Source organism: Enterobacter sp. CGMCC 5087 (genome assembly GCF_003144775.1).
Taxonomy (GTDB): domain Bacteria; phylum Pseudomonadota; class Gammaproteobacteria; order Enterobacterales; family Enterobacteriaceae; genus Enterobacter; species Enterobacter cloacae_M.
In genome coordinates this window covers 1-15,204 of the sequence record NZ_QFXN01000276.1, presented here as the reverse complement: position 1 = coordinate 15,204, position 15,204 = coordinate 1, and the positions used below count along the sequence as shown (strand labels likewise).

General features: G+C 58.0%; 15 protein-coding genes. 9 read left to right on the top strand and 6 right to left on the bottom strand.

Going from position 1 to position 15,204, the window contains the following annotated elements; translation table 11 throughout:
* The 5 genes from DEO48_RS23855 to hemC form a co-directional block, all read right to left on the bottom strand.
* Positions 1 to 799, bottom strand: a 799-nt coding sequence (locus DEO48_RS23855; protein ID WP_109846486.1) for an MFS transporter, incomplete at its 3' end; no start/stop codon positions are given.
* A gap of 172 nt (positions 800 to 971) precedes the next feature.
* Positions 972 to 2,171 carry a protoheme IX biogenesis protein HemY gene (gene hemY / locus DEO48_RS23850; protein WP_059446099.1) on the bottom strand — a complete coding sequence of 400 codons (1,200 nt, stop codon included), beginning with the start codon at positions 2,169 to 2,171 and terminating at the stop codon, positions 972 to 974.
* 2 nt (positions 2,172 to 2,173) lie between these two features.
* A complete protein-coding gene (hemX, locus tag DEO48_RS23845) occupies positions 2,174 to 3,370 on the bottom strand; it encodes a uroporphyrinogen-III C-methyltransferase (RefSeq protein WP_109846485.1) in 1,197 nt (398 codons plus the stop codon).
* A 20-nt stretch (positions 3,371 to 3,390) separates the two neighbouring features.
* Positions 3,391 to 4,131: a uroporphyrinogen-III synthase gene (hemD, locus tag DEO48_RS23840; protein ID WP_023309631.1), complete on the bottom strand. Its 741-nt coding sequence runs from the start codon at positions 4,129 to 4,131 to the stop codon at positions 3,391 to 3,393.
* The gene (hemC, locus tag DEO48_RS23835; RefSeq protein ID WP_146198329.1) at positions 4,128 to 5,069 is read right to left on the bottom strand and encodes a hydroxymethylbilane synthase; all 942 of its coding nucleotides are present in this window, start codon (positions 5,067 to 5,069) and stop codon (positions 4,128 to 4,130) included. Before hemC ends, hemD begins: the two co-directional genes overlap by 4 nt.
* Positions 5,070 to 5,419: 350 nt before the next feature.
* On the opposite strand from hemC, the gene cyaA reads away from it, so the two are divergent.
* Complete coding sequence (gene cyaA, locus DEO48_RS23825) at positions 5,420 to 7,963, top strand: class I adenylate cyclase (protein WP_023309629.1); 2,544 nt, start codon at positions 5,420 to 5,422, stop codon at positions 7,961 to 7,963.
* Between the two features lie 95 nt (positions 7,964 to 8,058).
* Here the strand turns inward: cyaA and cyaY are convergent, their stop codons facing one another.
* Positions 8,059 to 8,379, bottom strand: a complete 321-nt coding sequence (cyaY, locus tag DEO48_RS23820) for an iron donor protein CyaY (RefSeq protein WP_023333807.1) — start codon at positions 8,377 to 8,379, stop codon at positions 8,059 to 8,061.
* Positions 8,380 to 8,514: 135 nt separating this feature from the next.
* Between cyaY and DEO48_RS23815 the strand changes: the two genes are divergently transcribed.
* The 8 genes from DEO48_RS23815 to corA form a co-directional block, all read left to right on the top strand.
* Positions 8,515 to 8,718 (top strand): lipoprotein, encoded by a 204-nt coding sequence (locus tag DEO48_RS23815; RefSeq protein ID WP_014885650.1) that lies wholly within the window; start codon positions 8,515 to 8,517, stop codon positions 8,716 to 8,718.
* 35 nt (positions 8,719 to 8,753) lie between these two features.
* Complete coding sequence (dapF, locus tag DEO48_RS23810; RefSeq protein ID WP_008501545.1) at positions 8,754 to 9,578, top strand: diaminopimelate epimerase; 825 nt, start codon at positions 8,754 to 8,756, stop codon at positions 9,576 to 9,578.
* A complete protein-coding gene (locus DEO48_RS23805) occupies positions 9,575 to 10,282 on the top strand; it encodes a DUF484 domain-containing protein (RefSeq protein WP_109846483.1) in 708 nt (235 codons plus the stop codon). The genes dapF and DEO48_RS23805 overlap by 4 nt, the downstream gene beginning before the upstream one ends.
* Positions 10,279 to 11,181, top strand: a complete 903-nt coding sequence (gene xerC / locus DEO48_RS23800; protein ID WP_109846482.1) for a tyrosine recombinase XerC — start codon at positions 10,279 to 10,281, stop codon at positions 11,179 to 11,181. Before DEO48_RS23805 ends, xerC begins: the two co-directional genes overlap by 4 nt.
* Complete coding sequence (gene yigB, locus DEO48_RS23795; protein WP_023309624.1) at positions 11,181 to 11,897, top strand: 5-amino-6-(5-phospho-D-ribitylamino)uracil phosphatase YigB; 717 nt, start codon at positions 11,181 to 11,183, stop codon at positions 11,895 to 11,897. Before xerC ends, yigB begins: the two co-directional genes overlap by 1 nt.
* 79 nt (positions 11,898 to 11,976) lie before the next feature.
* Complete coding sequence (uvrD, locus tag DEO48_RS23790) at positions 11,977 to 14,139, top strand: DNA helicase II (RefSeq protein WP_032646073.1); 2,163 nt, start codon at positions 11,977 to 11,979, stop codon at positions 14,137 to 14,139.
* Positions 14,140 to 14,288: 149 nt separating this feature from the next.
* Entirely contained in the window at positions 14,289 to 14,345 is a 57-nt protein-coding gene (gene ysgD / locus DEO48_RS26995) for a YsgD/CorL family protein (protein WP_212743980.1), read from the top strand.
* A gap of 151 nt (positions 14,346 to 14,496) precedes the next feature.
* Positions 14,497 to 15,204: magnesium/cobalt transporter CorA (corA, locus tag DEO48_RS23780; RefSeq protein ID WP_109846487.1), on the top strand; the 708-nt coding region annotated here is incomplete at its 3' end.

The window sequence follows — 15,204 nt, the reverse complement described above, 5'->3', positions numbered from 1 at the left end:
GCGCAAAAAGAAAAGGAAAAGCAGGGCCCGCCGCATCCTGAGGACGGAGCTGCTGGGCCAGTGCCGGAAGAAGCGCCATCGCCGGTGAGCCGACGGCGGCCAGAGCCGGTAGGATGAGCAGGCTGCGTTTCTGCCGAACGGTCAACGCCTGCCAGCGTAATGTTGCAGAATCCCCCTTTTCCATAGCGGTGGGGCCTGGTATCGGAGAAAACCGGCGTCCAGCCAGCCATAGCAGTACTAATGAGCCCAGAAAGCTCGCGGCATCAATGGCCAGCAGGGTAAACACGGATGTCTTCTGAAACAGCACCACGCCGAGTCCGGTCCCTAACAACACCTGAGAAGCAAAAATCACATTTTCCAGACAGGTTGCAGCGGGCAGCTCTGCTTCGCTAAGTCCGCGCTTAAAGAGCAATGTCAACGCAGGCCAGCTCATCCCGCTGAGCAGGGCTTCGGTGGATTGCACGGCGAGCAATGCGGCAACGCTGTGGTAACCTACGCCAAGCAGGGGAAAGAGCAGGGCGAGCAGGCCCAGCACCTCGGTAAGTATCAGCAGGGATATCGGCGAAAAGCGTGAGCACAGCTTCTCACCGAAGATACTGCCGATGAAACCTGGTACCGTAGCGAAAAGAAAAGCGAGAGTGAGCAGAGCGGGCGGGGCTGACCACGCTAGCAGCAAACCGAATACCACAACCTGGGTTAGACCATTCCCCAGTGACGAAAAGATAAAAGCACAGGCAAGCAGGCGCAGCCAGCGGTGGCAGCGCAGCGCCTGGATAAGCGCATACAAAAGCGAGTTCATTGAGATTTCCTTTCAAAAACGATTTAGTCCACGCTGCAAAATGTGCGCGTGTGTGAAAAAAGGTTAATGAAAAGACATCGTTACATTGGCGGATTCGTTTGCGGATGTGGGTGCAAAGAATGTAGCAGGAGAAAGGCGATAAAAAAAGGAGGCCCTCTGGCCTCCTTTTTATTTACTGCTGCGTACCATTATTTTGCAGCGTTAGCAGCAACCCGTCACGCCGCATGGCGGCTGCCTCTTCCGGCTTATGCTGCTTGTCCAGCGTATCGGCAAGCCACGCGTAGTCAAACGCGTCCGGACGCTGTTTCAGCGCCGCACGGAAGGCGAGGCTCGCCTCTTGCCATTCGCCATGCTTCATTAACGACTGACCGAGGGTGCTCCACAGCAGCGGACGATCTCCGACGCTTTTAATCTGCTGACGCAGCACTTTTTCGATTTGCTCAGGATTATTGGTTTTCAGGCGCGGGATCACCATCACCAGACGATCGTCATACTGGCGCTTCAGGCCGTCGAGGAGGATCTCCTGAGCCGTGTCATGATCGTCACATTCAATAAGATGTTCCGCCATGGCGACCTGCAGAGGAACCTGCTGGCGCGTCTTACGGCTCTGATTCTTCCACCACGTTTTCAGACCGTCGCTGCCCAGGTCGGCGCGCGCCTGATCCATCAGGCCAATCCATGCCAGACGCTGAAGTTCATCACGATGTTCATCGTCGCCCACCTCGGCCTTCGCCATCGACGGAATGATGTCCAGCAGCGAGCCCCAGGCGCCGGTACGAATATACGCCTGCTCGGCAAGACGCAGCACTTCCGGATGACGTGGCGCAACTTCCAGCAGGCGATCGATACCGTGACGCGCCGCGTGATTTTCATTGCGCGCCAGCTGCAGGCGAACGCGCGTGATTTCTACCGGAATCGGGTCGCCGTGAGCCAGCTCTGCCGCCCGCTCCAGATGCTGATTGGCGCGGGCTTCGTCACCGCGCTGCTGAGCTGCTTCGGCAGCGAGCAGATAATTCACCACCGGCTGTTCGGCATGGTCGGCGTTTTTCGACATCAGCTTTTCAACCTGCTGATAGTCACCCTCGGCAAGCTTAAGCAGCGCCTGTTCGGTCTGCTTGCGGGCGCGGCGGCGCTTGCGGCCAACGAACCAGCCGCGCGTGTGGGCACCGGTGCGGAAAATACGGCGCAGGATCCACTCGATCGCAAACAGCACCACCACGCCGAGGATCAGAATGATCGTCAGGCCGGTTACGCTTGTTTCAATGTTGTAGTTATCCGTCTGGATCAGGACGTAACCCTGATGACCCGCAAGCATAGGTCCCAGCACGATCCCGGCGATCAGCAGGATGAAGAGTAAGAGGACTTTTAGCATCATTACTCTCCTTGCGGTGCGCTTTCAGGCGCCTGAACCGGAGCAGGTGCCGCTCCGCCCGACGGCTCTGCCGGCACGCCCGGCTGCGCCAGCAGGTTACGTACGCGCGTCTGCATCAGTTTTTCCAGAATCGGCTGGCTGGCCAGCTTATCCGGCACGTTCATGGTGATGTTCTGCTGGCTCAGCTTATCAATGTCTTCGAGGAAGGCGGTGGTCGTCGCATCATCAGTGTTGTAGTAGGCGCGTACCCACGTTGAGACGTTATCCAGCGCCTGTTTGTACGTCTCTTCCTGATGACGCGGCACGGCCTGAGCCGCCACCAGCAGGCGGGAACGAATGTTTTCGCGCAGATAGATATCCTGGTTCGGCGCCAGCAGCGGCACGGCGGTTTCGTCGCGACGGCGGATAGTGATGAAGCTGTCCATAAAGTTCTGCCAGCTTTTCTGCAGGTTGATGCGCCATTCGCTCAGAGAGCTGGAAAGCTCGGTACCGTCGGAATCCATCGGGGAGTCGTCGTCGTTATTATCCGCCAGCTGCAGGTTATCAATCTGATTCGACAGCTGGTTCACCTTGAGGATAATGCCGTCGTAATCCACCTGCGAGACGGCGGAGAGGCTGGCGATGTCCTCGGTGATCGCGCGACGCGCGGTAATGAGGCTCGGGTCGTTCATGTCTGCCAGGCTCGCGTCGGCGCTTTTCAGCAGCGCGGCGGCAGTGGTGACGTCCTGATCGCTCCAGAGCTTACGTCCGGCGAGCTTCACCAGGAAGTCAGCCTGCGAGAGTAGCCAGGTTTTGGCATCGGTACCGGAAATCGTGGCGACTTTCTGCTGCACGTCGCCCAGCTGTTTAGCCAGCTCTTCCTGTTTGCTGTTCGCCTCGGCAAGCGCGGCGGCCTGCTGCTTAATCACCGTTTCCAGCTCGGTTTTCTGCGCCTCCTGCGCTTTTTGCAGGGCGGTGAGCTGATTCACCAGCGCGTCGCTGGTGGACGTCTGATTCGCACCCTGTTGCTTCACCAGACCGTACAGGCCAACCCCTGCTGCCAGCGCAATGGCGATGGCAATCGCGCTCAGCGCGAGGCTCGTTTTGTTGCTGCCGTTTTTCTTCTCAGCGGTTTTCTCAGTCGTCTCTGGCTGTGGCGTCGTCTCCACAGTCTCCCTGGTCTCTTCAACCACGGCGGAGGATTTGTCGTGTTCCGTCATTATGGCTTCCCATTTGAGAGTTATTGTAATGCGCGCAGCAGCGCATCGTTGTCGGCGTTATCAGCGATCCGAATATCCTGCCAGCCCAGTTCCCGGGCCTGGTTCGCCAGACGCTCACTGACGACCAGAAGCCGACAGCGGAGTAACCAGTTTTCGCGATACCAGAGCGGTATCAGCGACCAAAGCTGTTGTAACATTTCACCGCTGGTGACCACCAGCGTATTAATGCCGCGCGCGTGCCAGCGCATCGCCTCTTCCGCGCCATCGTAGTGTTTTGCACAACGCTGATAGCACTCAGTGAACGTCACGTCTGCACCACGTTCACGCAGCGTTTCGCCCAGCAGCTCGCGGCCACCATTACCGCGCAAAATGAGCGCGCGCTTTCCGGCAATAGTTTGTAATTCAGGTAATTGTAGCAAGACTTCACTGATTTCCCGATCTAACGGGTAACAAACGTCCACGCTGCTTACGGTATGCAGCGCCAGTGCCGTTGTGCGGCCAATCGCGAAATAGCGGGGGGCGGCTGGCCAGGTCAAACCCTGCTGTTGCAGCTGCGCGTGGGCAAATTCCACGGCATGTTGCGACAGCGCAAACAGCAGGTCGCCTTCTTGAAGAGTATTCATCTGGTCGGCGAGCGCGGAGAGCTCCCGACCGGGGGAGAATTCAATGAGCGGAAAACTCCAGGCCACCTGCCCCAGTGCGCGCAGACGGCTCACTAACTGCTCTCCTGCGGGAGAAGGGCGGGTGACAAGAATACTCATGCAGGGGGCTCTCCATTATAAACGTCAGCCAGAATCTCGCGGGCGCCGTTATCCAGCAGCTCTTCAGCCAGCGACACGCCAAGCTGCTCGGCATCTTGCGCTTTACCGCGACGTTCGCCGCGTACCATCTGCGAACCGTCCGGGGCGCCCACCAGCGCGCGCAGCCACAGTTCGCCTTCTGTTAATTCAGCATAGCTGCCAATCGGTACCTGGCATCCCCCTTCGAGGCGGGTATTCATCGCACGCTCGGCTTTTACGCGGATAGCGGTCTCGTCATGGTTCAGCGGCGCGAGCAGTTCGCGGGTACGCGAATCGTCCAGACGGCACTCGATGCCGACGGCGCCCTGGCCCACGGCCGGGAGCGACAGCTCTGGCGGCAACGCCACGCGAATGCGCGACTCCAGCCCCAGACGCTTCAGGCCGGCAACGGCGAGGATAATGGCATCGTAATCGCCGTTATCCAGCTTGCCCAGACGCGTGCCGACGTTACCGCGCAGCGAGCGAATGATCAGGTCAGGACGGCGCTCTGCCAGCTGACACTGACGGCGTAAACTGGACGTGCCAACCACGCTACCTTCCGGCAGCGCGTCGAGCGAGTCATAGTGGTTAGAGACAAACGCATCGCGCGGATCTTCGCGTTCACAGATGGTCACCAGCCCCAGCCCTTCCGGGAACTCGACGGGCACGTCTTTCATTGAATGTACGGCGATATCGGCGCGGTTCTCAAGCAATGCCAGTTCCAGTTCTTTGACAAACAGGCCTTTGCCGCCCACTTTCGCCAGGGGCGTATCAAGGATCACGTCACCGCGCGTGACCATCGGCACCAGCTCGACGCGCAATCCACTGTGGCAGGCTTCAAGGCGCTGCTTCACATAATGTGCCTGCCAGAGCGCGAGGGGGCTTTGGCGTGTGGCAATTCTCAAAACATTGTCTAACATGCTTGTTACCGTCATTATCAATCGCTAACCATCCTAACATTGTTGACTCTGGGATGGCAGTTTTACGGTTGATGAAGCGCGAGAGGGACAGGGCGGCGTATTCGTCAGCCATAGCCGTATTCAGGAATTTACACGTACAGAACGGTGCTACACTTGTATGTAGCGCATCTTTCTTTACGGTCAACCGGCAAGGTGTTAAATTGATCACGTTTTAGACCATTTTTTCGTCGGTACCACCAAAAATGATAAGGGCGAAAAAGGGTAACGGTTATCTTTTTGAAATACTGCGGGTCCGCTGTTATTCGTGTTTTGAATAGCTTGCGACACCCGGAAACATCAGGCGATACGTCTTGTACCTCTATATTGAGACTCTGAAACAGAGACTGGATGCCATTAATCAACTGCGTGTGGATCGCGCGCTTGCTGCCATGGGCCCTGCTTTCCAGCAGGTATACAGTCTGCTGCCGACATTATTGCACTATCACCATCCGCTGATGCCTGGCTACCTTGACGGTAACGTTCCCCAGGGCATTTGCCTTTTCACGCCTGATGAAACCCAACAGCATTACCTCAACGAACTGGAACTCTACCGCGGCATGCCGCCACAGGAGTCTCCAAAAGGTGAACTACCGATTACCGGCGTTTACTCGATGGGGAGCACCTCATCGGTAGGGCAAAGCTGTTCTTCGGACCTGGACATCTGGGTCTGCCATCAGTCCTGGCTCGATAACGACGAGCGTCAGCTGCTGCAGCGCAAGTGCAGCCTGCTGGAGAGCTGGGCGGCCTCGCTCGGCGTGGAAGTAAGCTTCTTCCTGATTGATGAAAACCGTTTCCGCCATAACGAAAGCGGCAGTCTGGGTGGCGAGGACTGCGGCTCGACTCAGCACATCTTACTGCTGGATGAATTTTACCGTACTGCTGTGCGTCTGGCCGGGAAGCGTATTCTGTGGAATATGGTCCCTTGCGAAGAAGAAGAGCATTACGATGACTACGTCATGTCGCTTTATGCGCAGGGCGTACTGACGCCAAACGAATGGCTGGACCTCGGCGGTCTGAGCTCTCTGTCAGCAGAAGAGTACTTTGGCGCAAGCCTCTGGCAGCTCTATAAAAGTATCGACTCGCCGTACAAAGCGGTGCTGAAAACGCTGCTGCTGGAAGCCTATTCCTGGGAATACCCCACGCCTCGCCTGCTGGCGAAAGATATCAAGCAACGTCTGCACGACGGGGAGATCGTCTCCTTCGGGCTGGACGCCTACTGCATGATGCTGGAGCGCGTGACCGAATACCTGAAAGCCATTGATGACACCACGCGTCTTGACCTGGTGCGTCGATGTTTCTATCTCAAAGTCTGTGAGAAATTGAGCCGCGAGCGCGCCTGCGTGGGCTGGCGTCGTGAAGTGGTCAGTCAGTTAGTGAAAGAGTGGGGATGGGACGAAGCGCGTCTGTCCATGCTCGACAACCGGGCCAACTGGAAAATCGATCAGGTGCGTGAAGCGCACAACGAACTGCTCGATGCGATGATGCAAAGCTATCGTAACCTGATCCGCTTTGCGCGCCGTAACAACCTCAGCGTTTCCGCCAGCCCGCAGGACATCGGGGTATTAACCCGTAAGCTGTATGCCGCGTTTGAAGCGCTGCCGGGTAAAGTCACCCTGGTTAACCCGCAGATTTCGCCAGACCTGTCAGAACCGAATCTGACCTTTATCTACGTGCCGCCGGGCCGCGCAAACCGCACCGGGTGGTATCTGTATAACCGTGCGCCAAGCATGGATTCAATCATCAGCCATCAGCCGCTGGAGTATAACCGCTACCTGAACAAGCTGGTGGCCTGGGCCTGGTTTAACGGCCTGCTGACCTCGCGCACGCGCCTGTTTATCAAAGGCAACGAGGTGGTTGATCTCGCTAAGCTGCAGGAGATGGTCGCGGATGTGTCGCACCACTTCCCGCTGCGTCTGCCCGCCCCAACGCCGAAAGCGCTCTACAGCCCGTGCGAAATTCGCCATCTGGCGATTATCGTCAACCTGGAATACGACCCGACGGCGGCCTTCCGCAATCAGGTGGTTCACTTTGACTTCCGCAAGCTGGACGTTTTCAGCTTTGGCGAGCAGCAAAACTGCCTGGTGGGCAGCGTGGATCTGCTGTACCGCAACTCGTGGAACGAAGTGCGTACCCTGCATTTCAACGGCGAGCAGGCGATGATCGAAGCGCTGAAAACGATTCTCGGCAAGATGCACCAGGATGCCGCACCGCCGGACAGCGTTGAGGTGTTCTGCTACAGCCAGCACCTGCGCGGTTTAATTCGTACCCGCGTGCAGCAGCTGGTTTCCGAGTGTATCGAACTGCGTCTGTCCAGCACCCGTCAGGAAACCGGACGCTTTAAAGCGCTGCGCGTTTCCGGTCAGACCTGGGGCCTGTTCTTCGAACGCCTGAACGTGTCGGTACAGAAGCTGGAAAACGCCATCGAGTTCTACGGCGCGATTTCACACAACAAGCTGCATGGCCTGTCGGTGCAGGTGGAAACCAACCACGTTAAGCTCCCGCAGGTGGTGGACGGATTCGCCAGCGAAGGGATTATTCAGTTCTTCTTTGAAGAGTCGGGCGACGATGCCGGGTTCAACATCTACATTCTTGATGAGACCAACCGCGCCGAGGTGTATCACCACTGTGAAGGCAGTAAAGAGGAGCTGGTGCGCGACGTCAGCCGCTTCTACTCCTCTTCGCATGACCGTTTCACCTACGGCTCAAGCTTTATCAACTTTAACCTGCCGCAGTTCTACCAGATTGTGAACGTCGACGGTCGTACGCAGGTGATCCCGTTCCGCACCCAGGCCGTAACGCCTGCCGCGCCTGCCAATCAGGACACCGCGCCGCTGTTGCAGCAGTATTTCTCCTGAGCCTTTTCGCTCGCCCGGTGGCGGCTACGCCTTACCGGGCCTACAACAGCTCGAACCCGTAGGCCGGGTAAGCGCAGCGCCACCCGGCAACAAAACTACCTGAAACTCACAGCCTCACCCGCCTGCGCGGTTGCCGCCTGTTCCAGCAGATCCCAGAACGGTACGCCGCTGCGGTCGCAAACCCATTCCCCGTCCTTCAGATCGAAATGATAGCCGCCCTGTTTCGCGGCCAGCCACACCTGGTGAAGCGGCTCCTGGCGGTTAATAATAATTTTGCTGCCATTTTCGAAGCTCAGGGTCAGAATGCCGCCGTTGATTTCACAATCGATATCGCTGTCGCCATCCCAGTCGTCAAGACGCTCTTCGATGGTCATCCACAGGTTGTCGGCAAGGCGATGGAATTCACTGTCGTTCATGGTTTTGTTCCTGTTTTTCGTGATGCCGGCAGTATAACCCTAAATAATTCCCGTTGCAGGAAAGCGGCAAACTCTTGCTTTTGTGTCTTCTCCTGCGATGATAGAAACAGATTTGAACTTACGGGCAACTTTATAATGAAAAACGCTTTCCGAACGCTTGCCGTTCTCATCACGCTGTTTAGCCTGACTGGCTGCGGACTGAAGGGACCACTGTACTTCCCACCGGCGGATAAAACCGCGCCGCCGCCGACGAAACCCGTGCAAAGCGGCATTGAGTCCACCACGCCAAATACTAACGATCGTGGCGACAACGGTGGCCCGACTCAGGTTAATCTCTGACGACAACGTTCTGTACCCGCGCAATGGAGCAAATGATGCAGTTCTCTAAAATGCATGGCCTTGGCAACGATTTTATGGTCGTCGACGCGGTAACGCAGAATGTGTTTTTCTCCCCGGAACTGATCCGTCGCCTGGCGGATCGGCATCTGGGCGTGGGGTTCGATCAGCTGCTGGTGGTCGAGCCACCGTACGATCCCGACCTCGATTTCCACTACCGTATTTTTAACGCGGACGGCAGCGAAGTTAACCAGTGCGGCAACGGCGCGCGCTGTTTTGCCCGCTTTGTCCGCCTGAAAGGGCTGACCAACAAGCGTGATATCCGCGTCAGCACGGCCAATGGCCGCATGGTGCTCAGCGTCACCGATGATGAGCTGGTGCGCGTGAACATGGGCGAGCCTAACTTCGAGCCCTCCGTCGTGCCGTTTCGCGCAAACAAAGCGGAAAAGACCTATATTATGCGTGCGGCCGAGCAGACAGTATTGTGCGGCGTCGTCTCAATGGGTAACCCACACTGCGTGATTCAGGTTGATGATGTGGAAACCGCCGCGGTCGAAACGCTCGGCCCGGTGCTGGAAAGCCACGAACGTTTCCCGGAGCGCGCGAACATCGGCTTTATGCAGGTGGTGAAGCGCGAGCACATTCGCCTGCGGGTTTACGAGCGCGGCGCGGGCGAGACTCAGGCCTGCGGAAGCGGTGCCTGTGCAGCGGTGGCCGTGGGCATCTCTCAGGGGTTACTGGCAGAAGAGGTTCGCGTGGAATTACCGGGCGGTCGGCTTGATATCGCCTGGAAAGGACCGGGTCATCCACTGTATATGACTGGCCCGGCGGCACATGTCTATGACGGGTTTATCCATCTATGAAACAACCAGGGGAAGAACTGCAGGAAACAGTGACGGAACTGGACGACAGAGCTGTTGTTGATTATCTGCTGCGCAATCCTGAGTTTTTTATTCGCAATGCACGCGTCGTCGAAGAGATGCGCGTGCCGCATCCGGTTCGCGGGACCGTGTCGCTGGTCGAATGGCACATGGCGCGCTCGCGCAACCACATCAATCAGCTTGAAGAGAATATGACGCTGCTGATGGAGCAGGCCAGCAACAACGAAAGCCTGTTCTATCGTCTGCTGCATCTGCAGGCGCGTCTGGCGTCGGCGCACAGTCTTGACGAGTTCCTCAGCCGCTTCCACCGCTGGGCTCGCGAGCTGGGGCTGGCGGGCGCAACGATTCGGCTTTTCCCTGACCGCTGGCGCATTGGCGCACCGTCGGGGTTCACCCATCTGGCTCTTAGCCGTCAGGCGTTTGAACCGCTGCGCATTCAGCGTCTGGGCCATGAGCACCACTATCTGGGGCCGCTGAACGGGCCTGAGCTGCTGGTGGTGTTACCGGAAGCCAAAGCGATTGGCTCGGTGGCGATGTCGCTGATGGGGCGCGATGGCGATCTGGGTGTCATGTTATTTACCAGCCGCGATGCGCATCACTATGAGCAGGGGCAAGCCACGCACCTGCTGCAGGAGATCGCCCTGATGCTGCCCGAGCTGCTGGAGCGCTGGATTGAGCGCGTATGACGAACGGACTGCTCGCCACTGACGTCTCGCGCTTTCTGCGCTATCTGGGCGTGGAGCGTCAGCTTAGCCCCATTACCCTGCTCAACTACCAGCGTCAGCTTGATGCCATCATGCAGATCGCCGCCGAAATCGGCCTGAAAAGCTGGCAACAATGTGACGCTGCGACGGTACGCGGGTTCGTCGTGCGTAGCCGTAAAAAAAATCTCAGCCCGGCAAGCCTGGCGCTCAGGCTCTCGGCGCTGCGCAGTTTCTTCGACTGGCTGGTCAGCCAGGGGGGCTTAAAAGCCAACCCGGCAAAGGGGATCGCCACGCCGAAAGCGCCGCGCCATCTGCCTAAAAATATCGACGTTGACGACGTAAACCGCCTGCTGGATATCGACCTTAACGATCCGCTCGCCGTGCGCGACCGCGCGATGCTGGAGGTGATGTACGGTGCCGGGCTGCGTCTGTCAGAGCTGGTTAATCTTGATATCAAACACCTCGATCTGGAGTCCGGTGAAGTGTGGGTAATGGGCAAGGGCAGCAAAGAGCGCCGCCTGCCGATTGGCCGCAATGCGGTTTCGTGGATTGAGCACTGGCTTGACCTGCGCGGGCTGTTTGGCAGCGAAGAGGATGCGCTGTTCCTGTCGAAGCTTGGCAAACGGATCTCGGCGCGTAACGTCCAGAAGCGCTTTGCGGAGTGGGGCATTAAGCAGGGGCTGAACAGCCACGTTCATCCGCACAAGCTGCGCCACTCCTTTGCGACACACATGCTTGAGTCGAGCGGCGATCTGCGCGGCGTGCAGGAACTGCTTGGCCACGCGAATCTGTCGACCACTCAAATCTATACCCACTTAGACTTCCAACACCTTGCCTCGGTGTATGACGCGGCGCATCCACGCGCCAAACGGGGGAAATAATGCGTTTTTACCGCCCACTTGGTCAGATCTCAGCCCTGACGTTTGACCTTGATGACACCCTTTACGACAACCGCGAGGTGATCCTGCGTACCGAGCAGGAGTCGCTGGCGTTTGTGCAGAACTACCATCCCGCGCTGAAAGCGATGCAGAACAAGGACTTTCAGAAGCTCCGTCAGTCCCTGCGGGAAACCGAGCCGGACATTTACCACGACGTGACCGAATGGCGTCGTCGTGCGGTCGAGCAGGCGATGCTCAATGCCGGCCTGAGCGCGCAGGATGCGGCCATCGGTGCTGAAGCGGCCATGGAAAACTTTGCCAAATGGCGCAGCCGTATCGACGTGCCGCAGGAGACCCACGACACGCTGGCGAAGCTTGCCGAGAAGTGGCCGCTGGTGGCCATCACCAACGGCAATGCCCAGCCCGAGCTGTTTGGCCTCAGCGATTATTTTGAGTTCGTGCTGCGTGCGGGTCCTCACGGGCGCGCGAAGCCATTTAATGATATGTACCATCTGGCGGCAGATAAGCTTAACCTGCCGCTGGGTAACATTCTGCACGTGGGGGATGACCTGACCACGGACGTGGCCGGTGCTATCCGCTGCGGGATGCAGGCCTGCTGGATCAAGCCGGAAAATGCGGAGCTGATGACCGCAACCGACAGCCGTCTTCTGCCGCACGTGGAAATTTCACGGTTGGCATCCCTCACGACGCTGATATAATCATCAATTGTTCTGTATAAATTAACAGGGTTTTGGCGAATGGAAACATTTGCCCGCCCGACATGACGTGACGGTGCCAATGGACGTTTCTTACCTGCTCGACAGCCTTAATGACAAACAGCGTGACGCGGTTGCCGCCTCGCGTACCAACCTGCTGGTGCTGGCTGGGGCGGGCAGTGGTAAGACGCGCGTGCTGGTTCACCGTATCGCCTGGCTGCAGAGCGTGGAAAACTGCTCCCCGTACTCCATCATGGCGGTCACGTTCACCAACAAGGCGGCGGCGGAGATGCGCCACCGCATCGCCCAATTGATGGGCACCAGCCAGGGCGGCATGTGGGTCGGCACCTTCCACGGCCTGGCGCACCGCCTGCTGCGCGCGCACCACATGGACGCCAACCTGCCGCAGGATTTCCAGATCCTCGACAGCGAAGACCAGCTCCGCTTGCTGAAGCGCCTGATCAAGGCGATGAACCTCGACGAGAAGCAGTGGCCGCCGCGTCAGGCGATGTGGTACATCAACGGCCAGAAGGACGAGGGGCTGCGCCCGCACCACATTCAGAGCTTCGGCAACCCGGTCGAGCAGACCTGGCAGAACGTCTACAAGGCCTATCAGGAAGCGTGCGATCGCGCCGGTCTGGTGGATTTTGCCGAGCTGCTGCTGCGCGCCCACGAGCTGTGGCTCAACAAGCCGCACATCCTGCAGCACTACCGTGAACGCTTCACCAATATCCTGGTGGACGAATTCCAGGATACCAACAACATTCAGTACGCGTGGATCCGCCTGCTGGCCGGTGATACCGGCAAGGTCATGATCGTGGGCGACGATGATCAGTCGATTTACGGCTGGCGCGGGGCGCAGGTGGAGAATATCCAGCGCTTCCTCAACGATTTCCCCGGCGCGGAAACCATCCGTCTGGAGCAGAACTACCGCTCAACCAGCAACATCCTGAGCGCGGCCAACGCCCTGATTGAAAACAACAACGGGCGTCTGGGTAAAAAGCTGTGGACCGACGGCGTCGACGGCGAACCGATTTCGATTTACTGCGCCTTCAACGAGCTCGACGAAGCCCGCTTCGTGGTGAACCGCATCAAAACCTGGCAAGACAACGGCGGCGCGCTGGAGCAGTGCGCCATTCTCTACCGCAGCAACGCCCAGTCGCGCGTGCTGGAAGAGGCGCTGCTGCAGGTGAGCATGCCGTACCGCATTTATGGCGGCATGCGATTCTTCGAACGTCAGGAAATCAAAGATGCGCTGTCGTATCTGCGCCTCATTGCGAACCGTAACGACGACGCGGCGTTTGAACGCGTGGTCAATACGCCGACCCGCGGGATTGGCGACCGCACGCTGGACGTGGTGCGTCAGGCCTCGCGCGATCGCCAGCTGACGCTGTGGCAGGCGTGCCGCGAGCTGCTGCAGGAAAAAGCCCTCGCTGGACGCGCCGCCAGCGCATTACAGCGCTTCCTTGAGCTGATTGACGCTCTGGCGCAGGAAACGGCCGACATGCCGCTGCACGTGCAGACCGACCGGGTGATTAAAGATTCCGGCCTGCGCACCATGTACGAGCAGGAGAAAGGCGAGAAGGGCCAGACCCGTATTGAGAACTTAGAGGAGCTGGTGACGGCAACGCGCCAGTTCAGCTACAACGAAGAAGACGAAGACCTGATGCCGCTGCAGGCGTTCCTCTCCCACGCCGCGCTGGAAGCGGGTGAAGGGCAGGCGGACACCTGGCAGGATGCGGTTCAGCTGATGACCCTGCACTCCGCCAAAGGTCTGGAGTTCCCGCAGGTGTTTATCGTCGGGATGGAAGAGGGGATGTTCCCGAGCCAGATGTCGCTGGATGAGGGCGGACGTCTGGAAGAGGAACGTCGTCTGGCCTACGTGGGCGTGACGCGTGCGATGCAAAAGCTGACGCTAACCTACGCCGAAACCCGCCGTCTGTACGGTAAAGAGGTTTATCACCGTCCGTCGCGCTTTATCGGCGAACTGCCGGAGGAGTGCGTGGAAGAGGTGCGTCTGCGGGCGAGCATCAGCCGTCCGGTCAGCCATCAGCGCATGGGATCGCCGATTGCGGAAACCGACACCGGCTACAAGCTGGGCCAGCGCGTGCGCCATTCGAAGTTTGGCGAAGGTACCATTGTGAATCTGGAAGGCAGCGGCGAGCACAGCCGCCTGCAGGTAGCGTTCCAGGGGCAGGGGATCAAATGGCTGGTGGCGGCCTATGCGAAGCTGGAAACAGTCTAACATTCAGAAAAATATCATTATTTTGTAATAATCTGCTAGCCTTATACAGTGAAGGTCAATTAATGCCCTTCAGCGTTCCGTTGCGTGTTGACGCCACAGTTATAGCTGGCGTAACATGCGCGCACGATTACGCTAAGAGGACATTCGCCTTGGACACACCCAGTAGATACTGGCTCAATTCCCTGTCATCCAGGAACAACTCCTAAGGCTATCTCCTCTTGCTGATGGCCTTAGTGGTTGTCAGCGACCTGCATTATTCCCGTCGCGCTGAGTCAGGCTGTTTAATGGTCTGAAACCCAATTTGTTTCTGTGTGCCCACCGAACTGTCCGATATTTTTTGCATTGGGAGTCCCGGTCATGTTGAGCGCATTTCAACTCGAAAATAACCGACTGACTCGGCTTGAAGCCGAAGAGTCACAGCCCCTCATTGATGCCGTATGGGTGGATCTGGTCGAGCCGGACGATGATGAACGCCTTCGCGTACAATCTGAACTGGGGCAAAGCCTGGCAACCCGCCCGGAACTGGAAGACATCGAAGCATCCGCGCGTTTTTTTGAAGACGAAGACGGTCTGCATATTCACTCCTTCTTCTTCTTTGAAGATGCGGAAGACCACGCGGGTAACTCCACCGTGGCGTTTACCATTCGCGACGGCCGTCTGTTTACCCTGCGCGAGCGCGAGCTGCCGGCATTTCGCCTCTACCGTATGCGCGCCCGCAGCCAGGCAATGGTGGACGGTAACGCTTACGAGCTGCTGCTCGATCTGTTCGAGACCAAAATTGAACAGCTGGCGGACGAAATTGAAAACATCTACAGCGATCTGGAAAAGCTTAGCCGCGTGATCATGGAAGGCCATCAGGGCGATGAATACGACGAAGCGCTCTCCACGCTGGCAGAGCTGGAAGATATCGGCTGGAAGGTGCGCTTGTGTCTGATGGATACCCAGCGCGCGCTGAACTTCCTGGTGCGCAAGGCGCGTCTGCCGGGCGGTCAGCTGGAGCAGGCGCGTGAGATCTTACGAGATATCGAATCCCTGCTGCCGCACAACGAATCTCTGTTCCAGAAG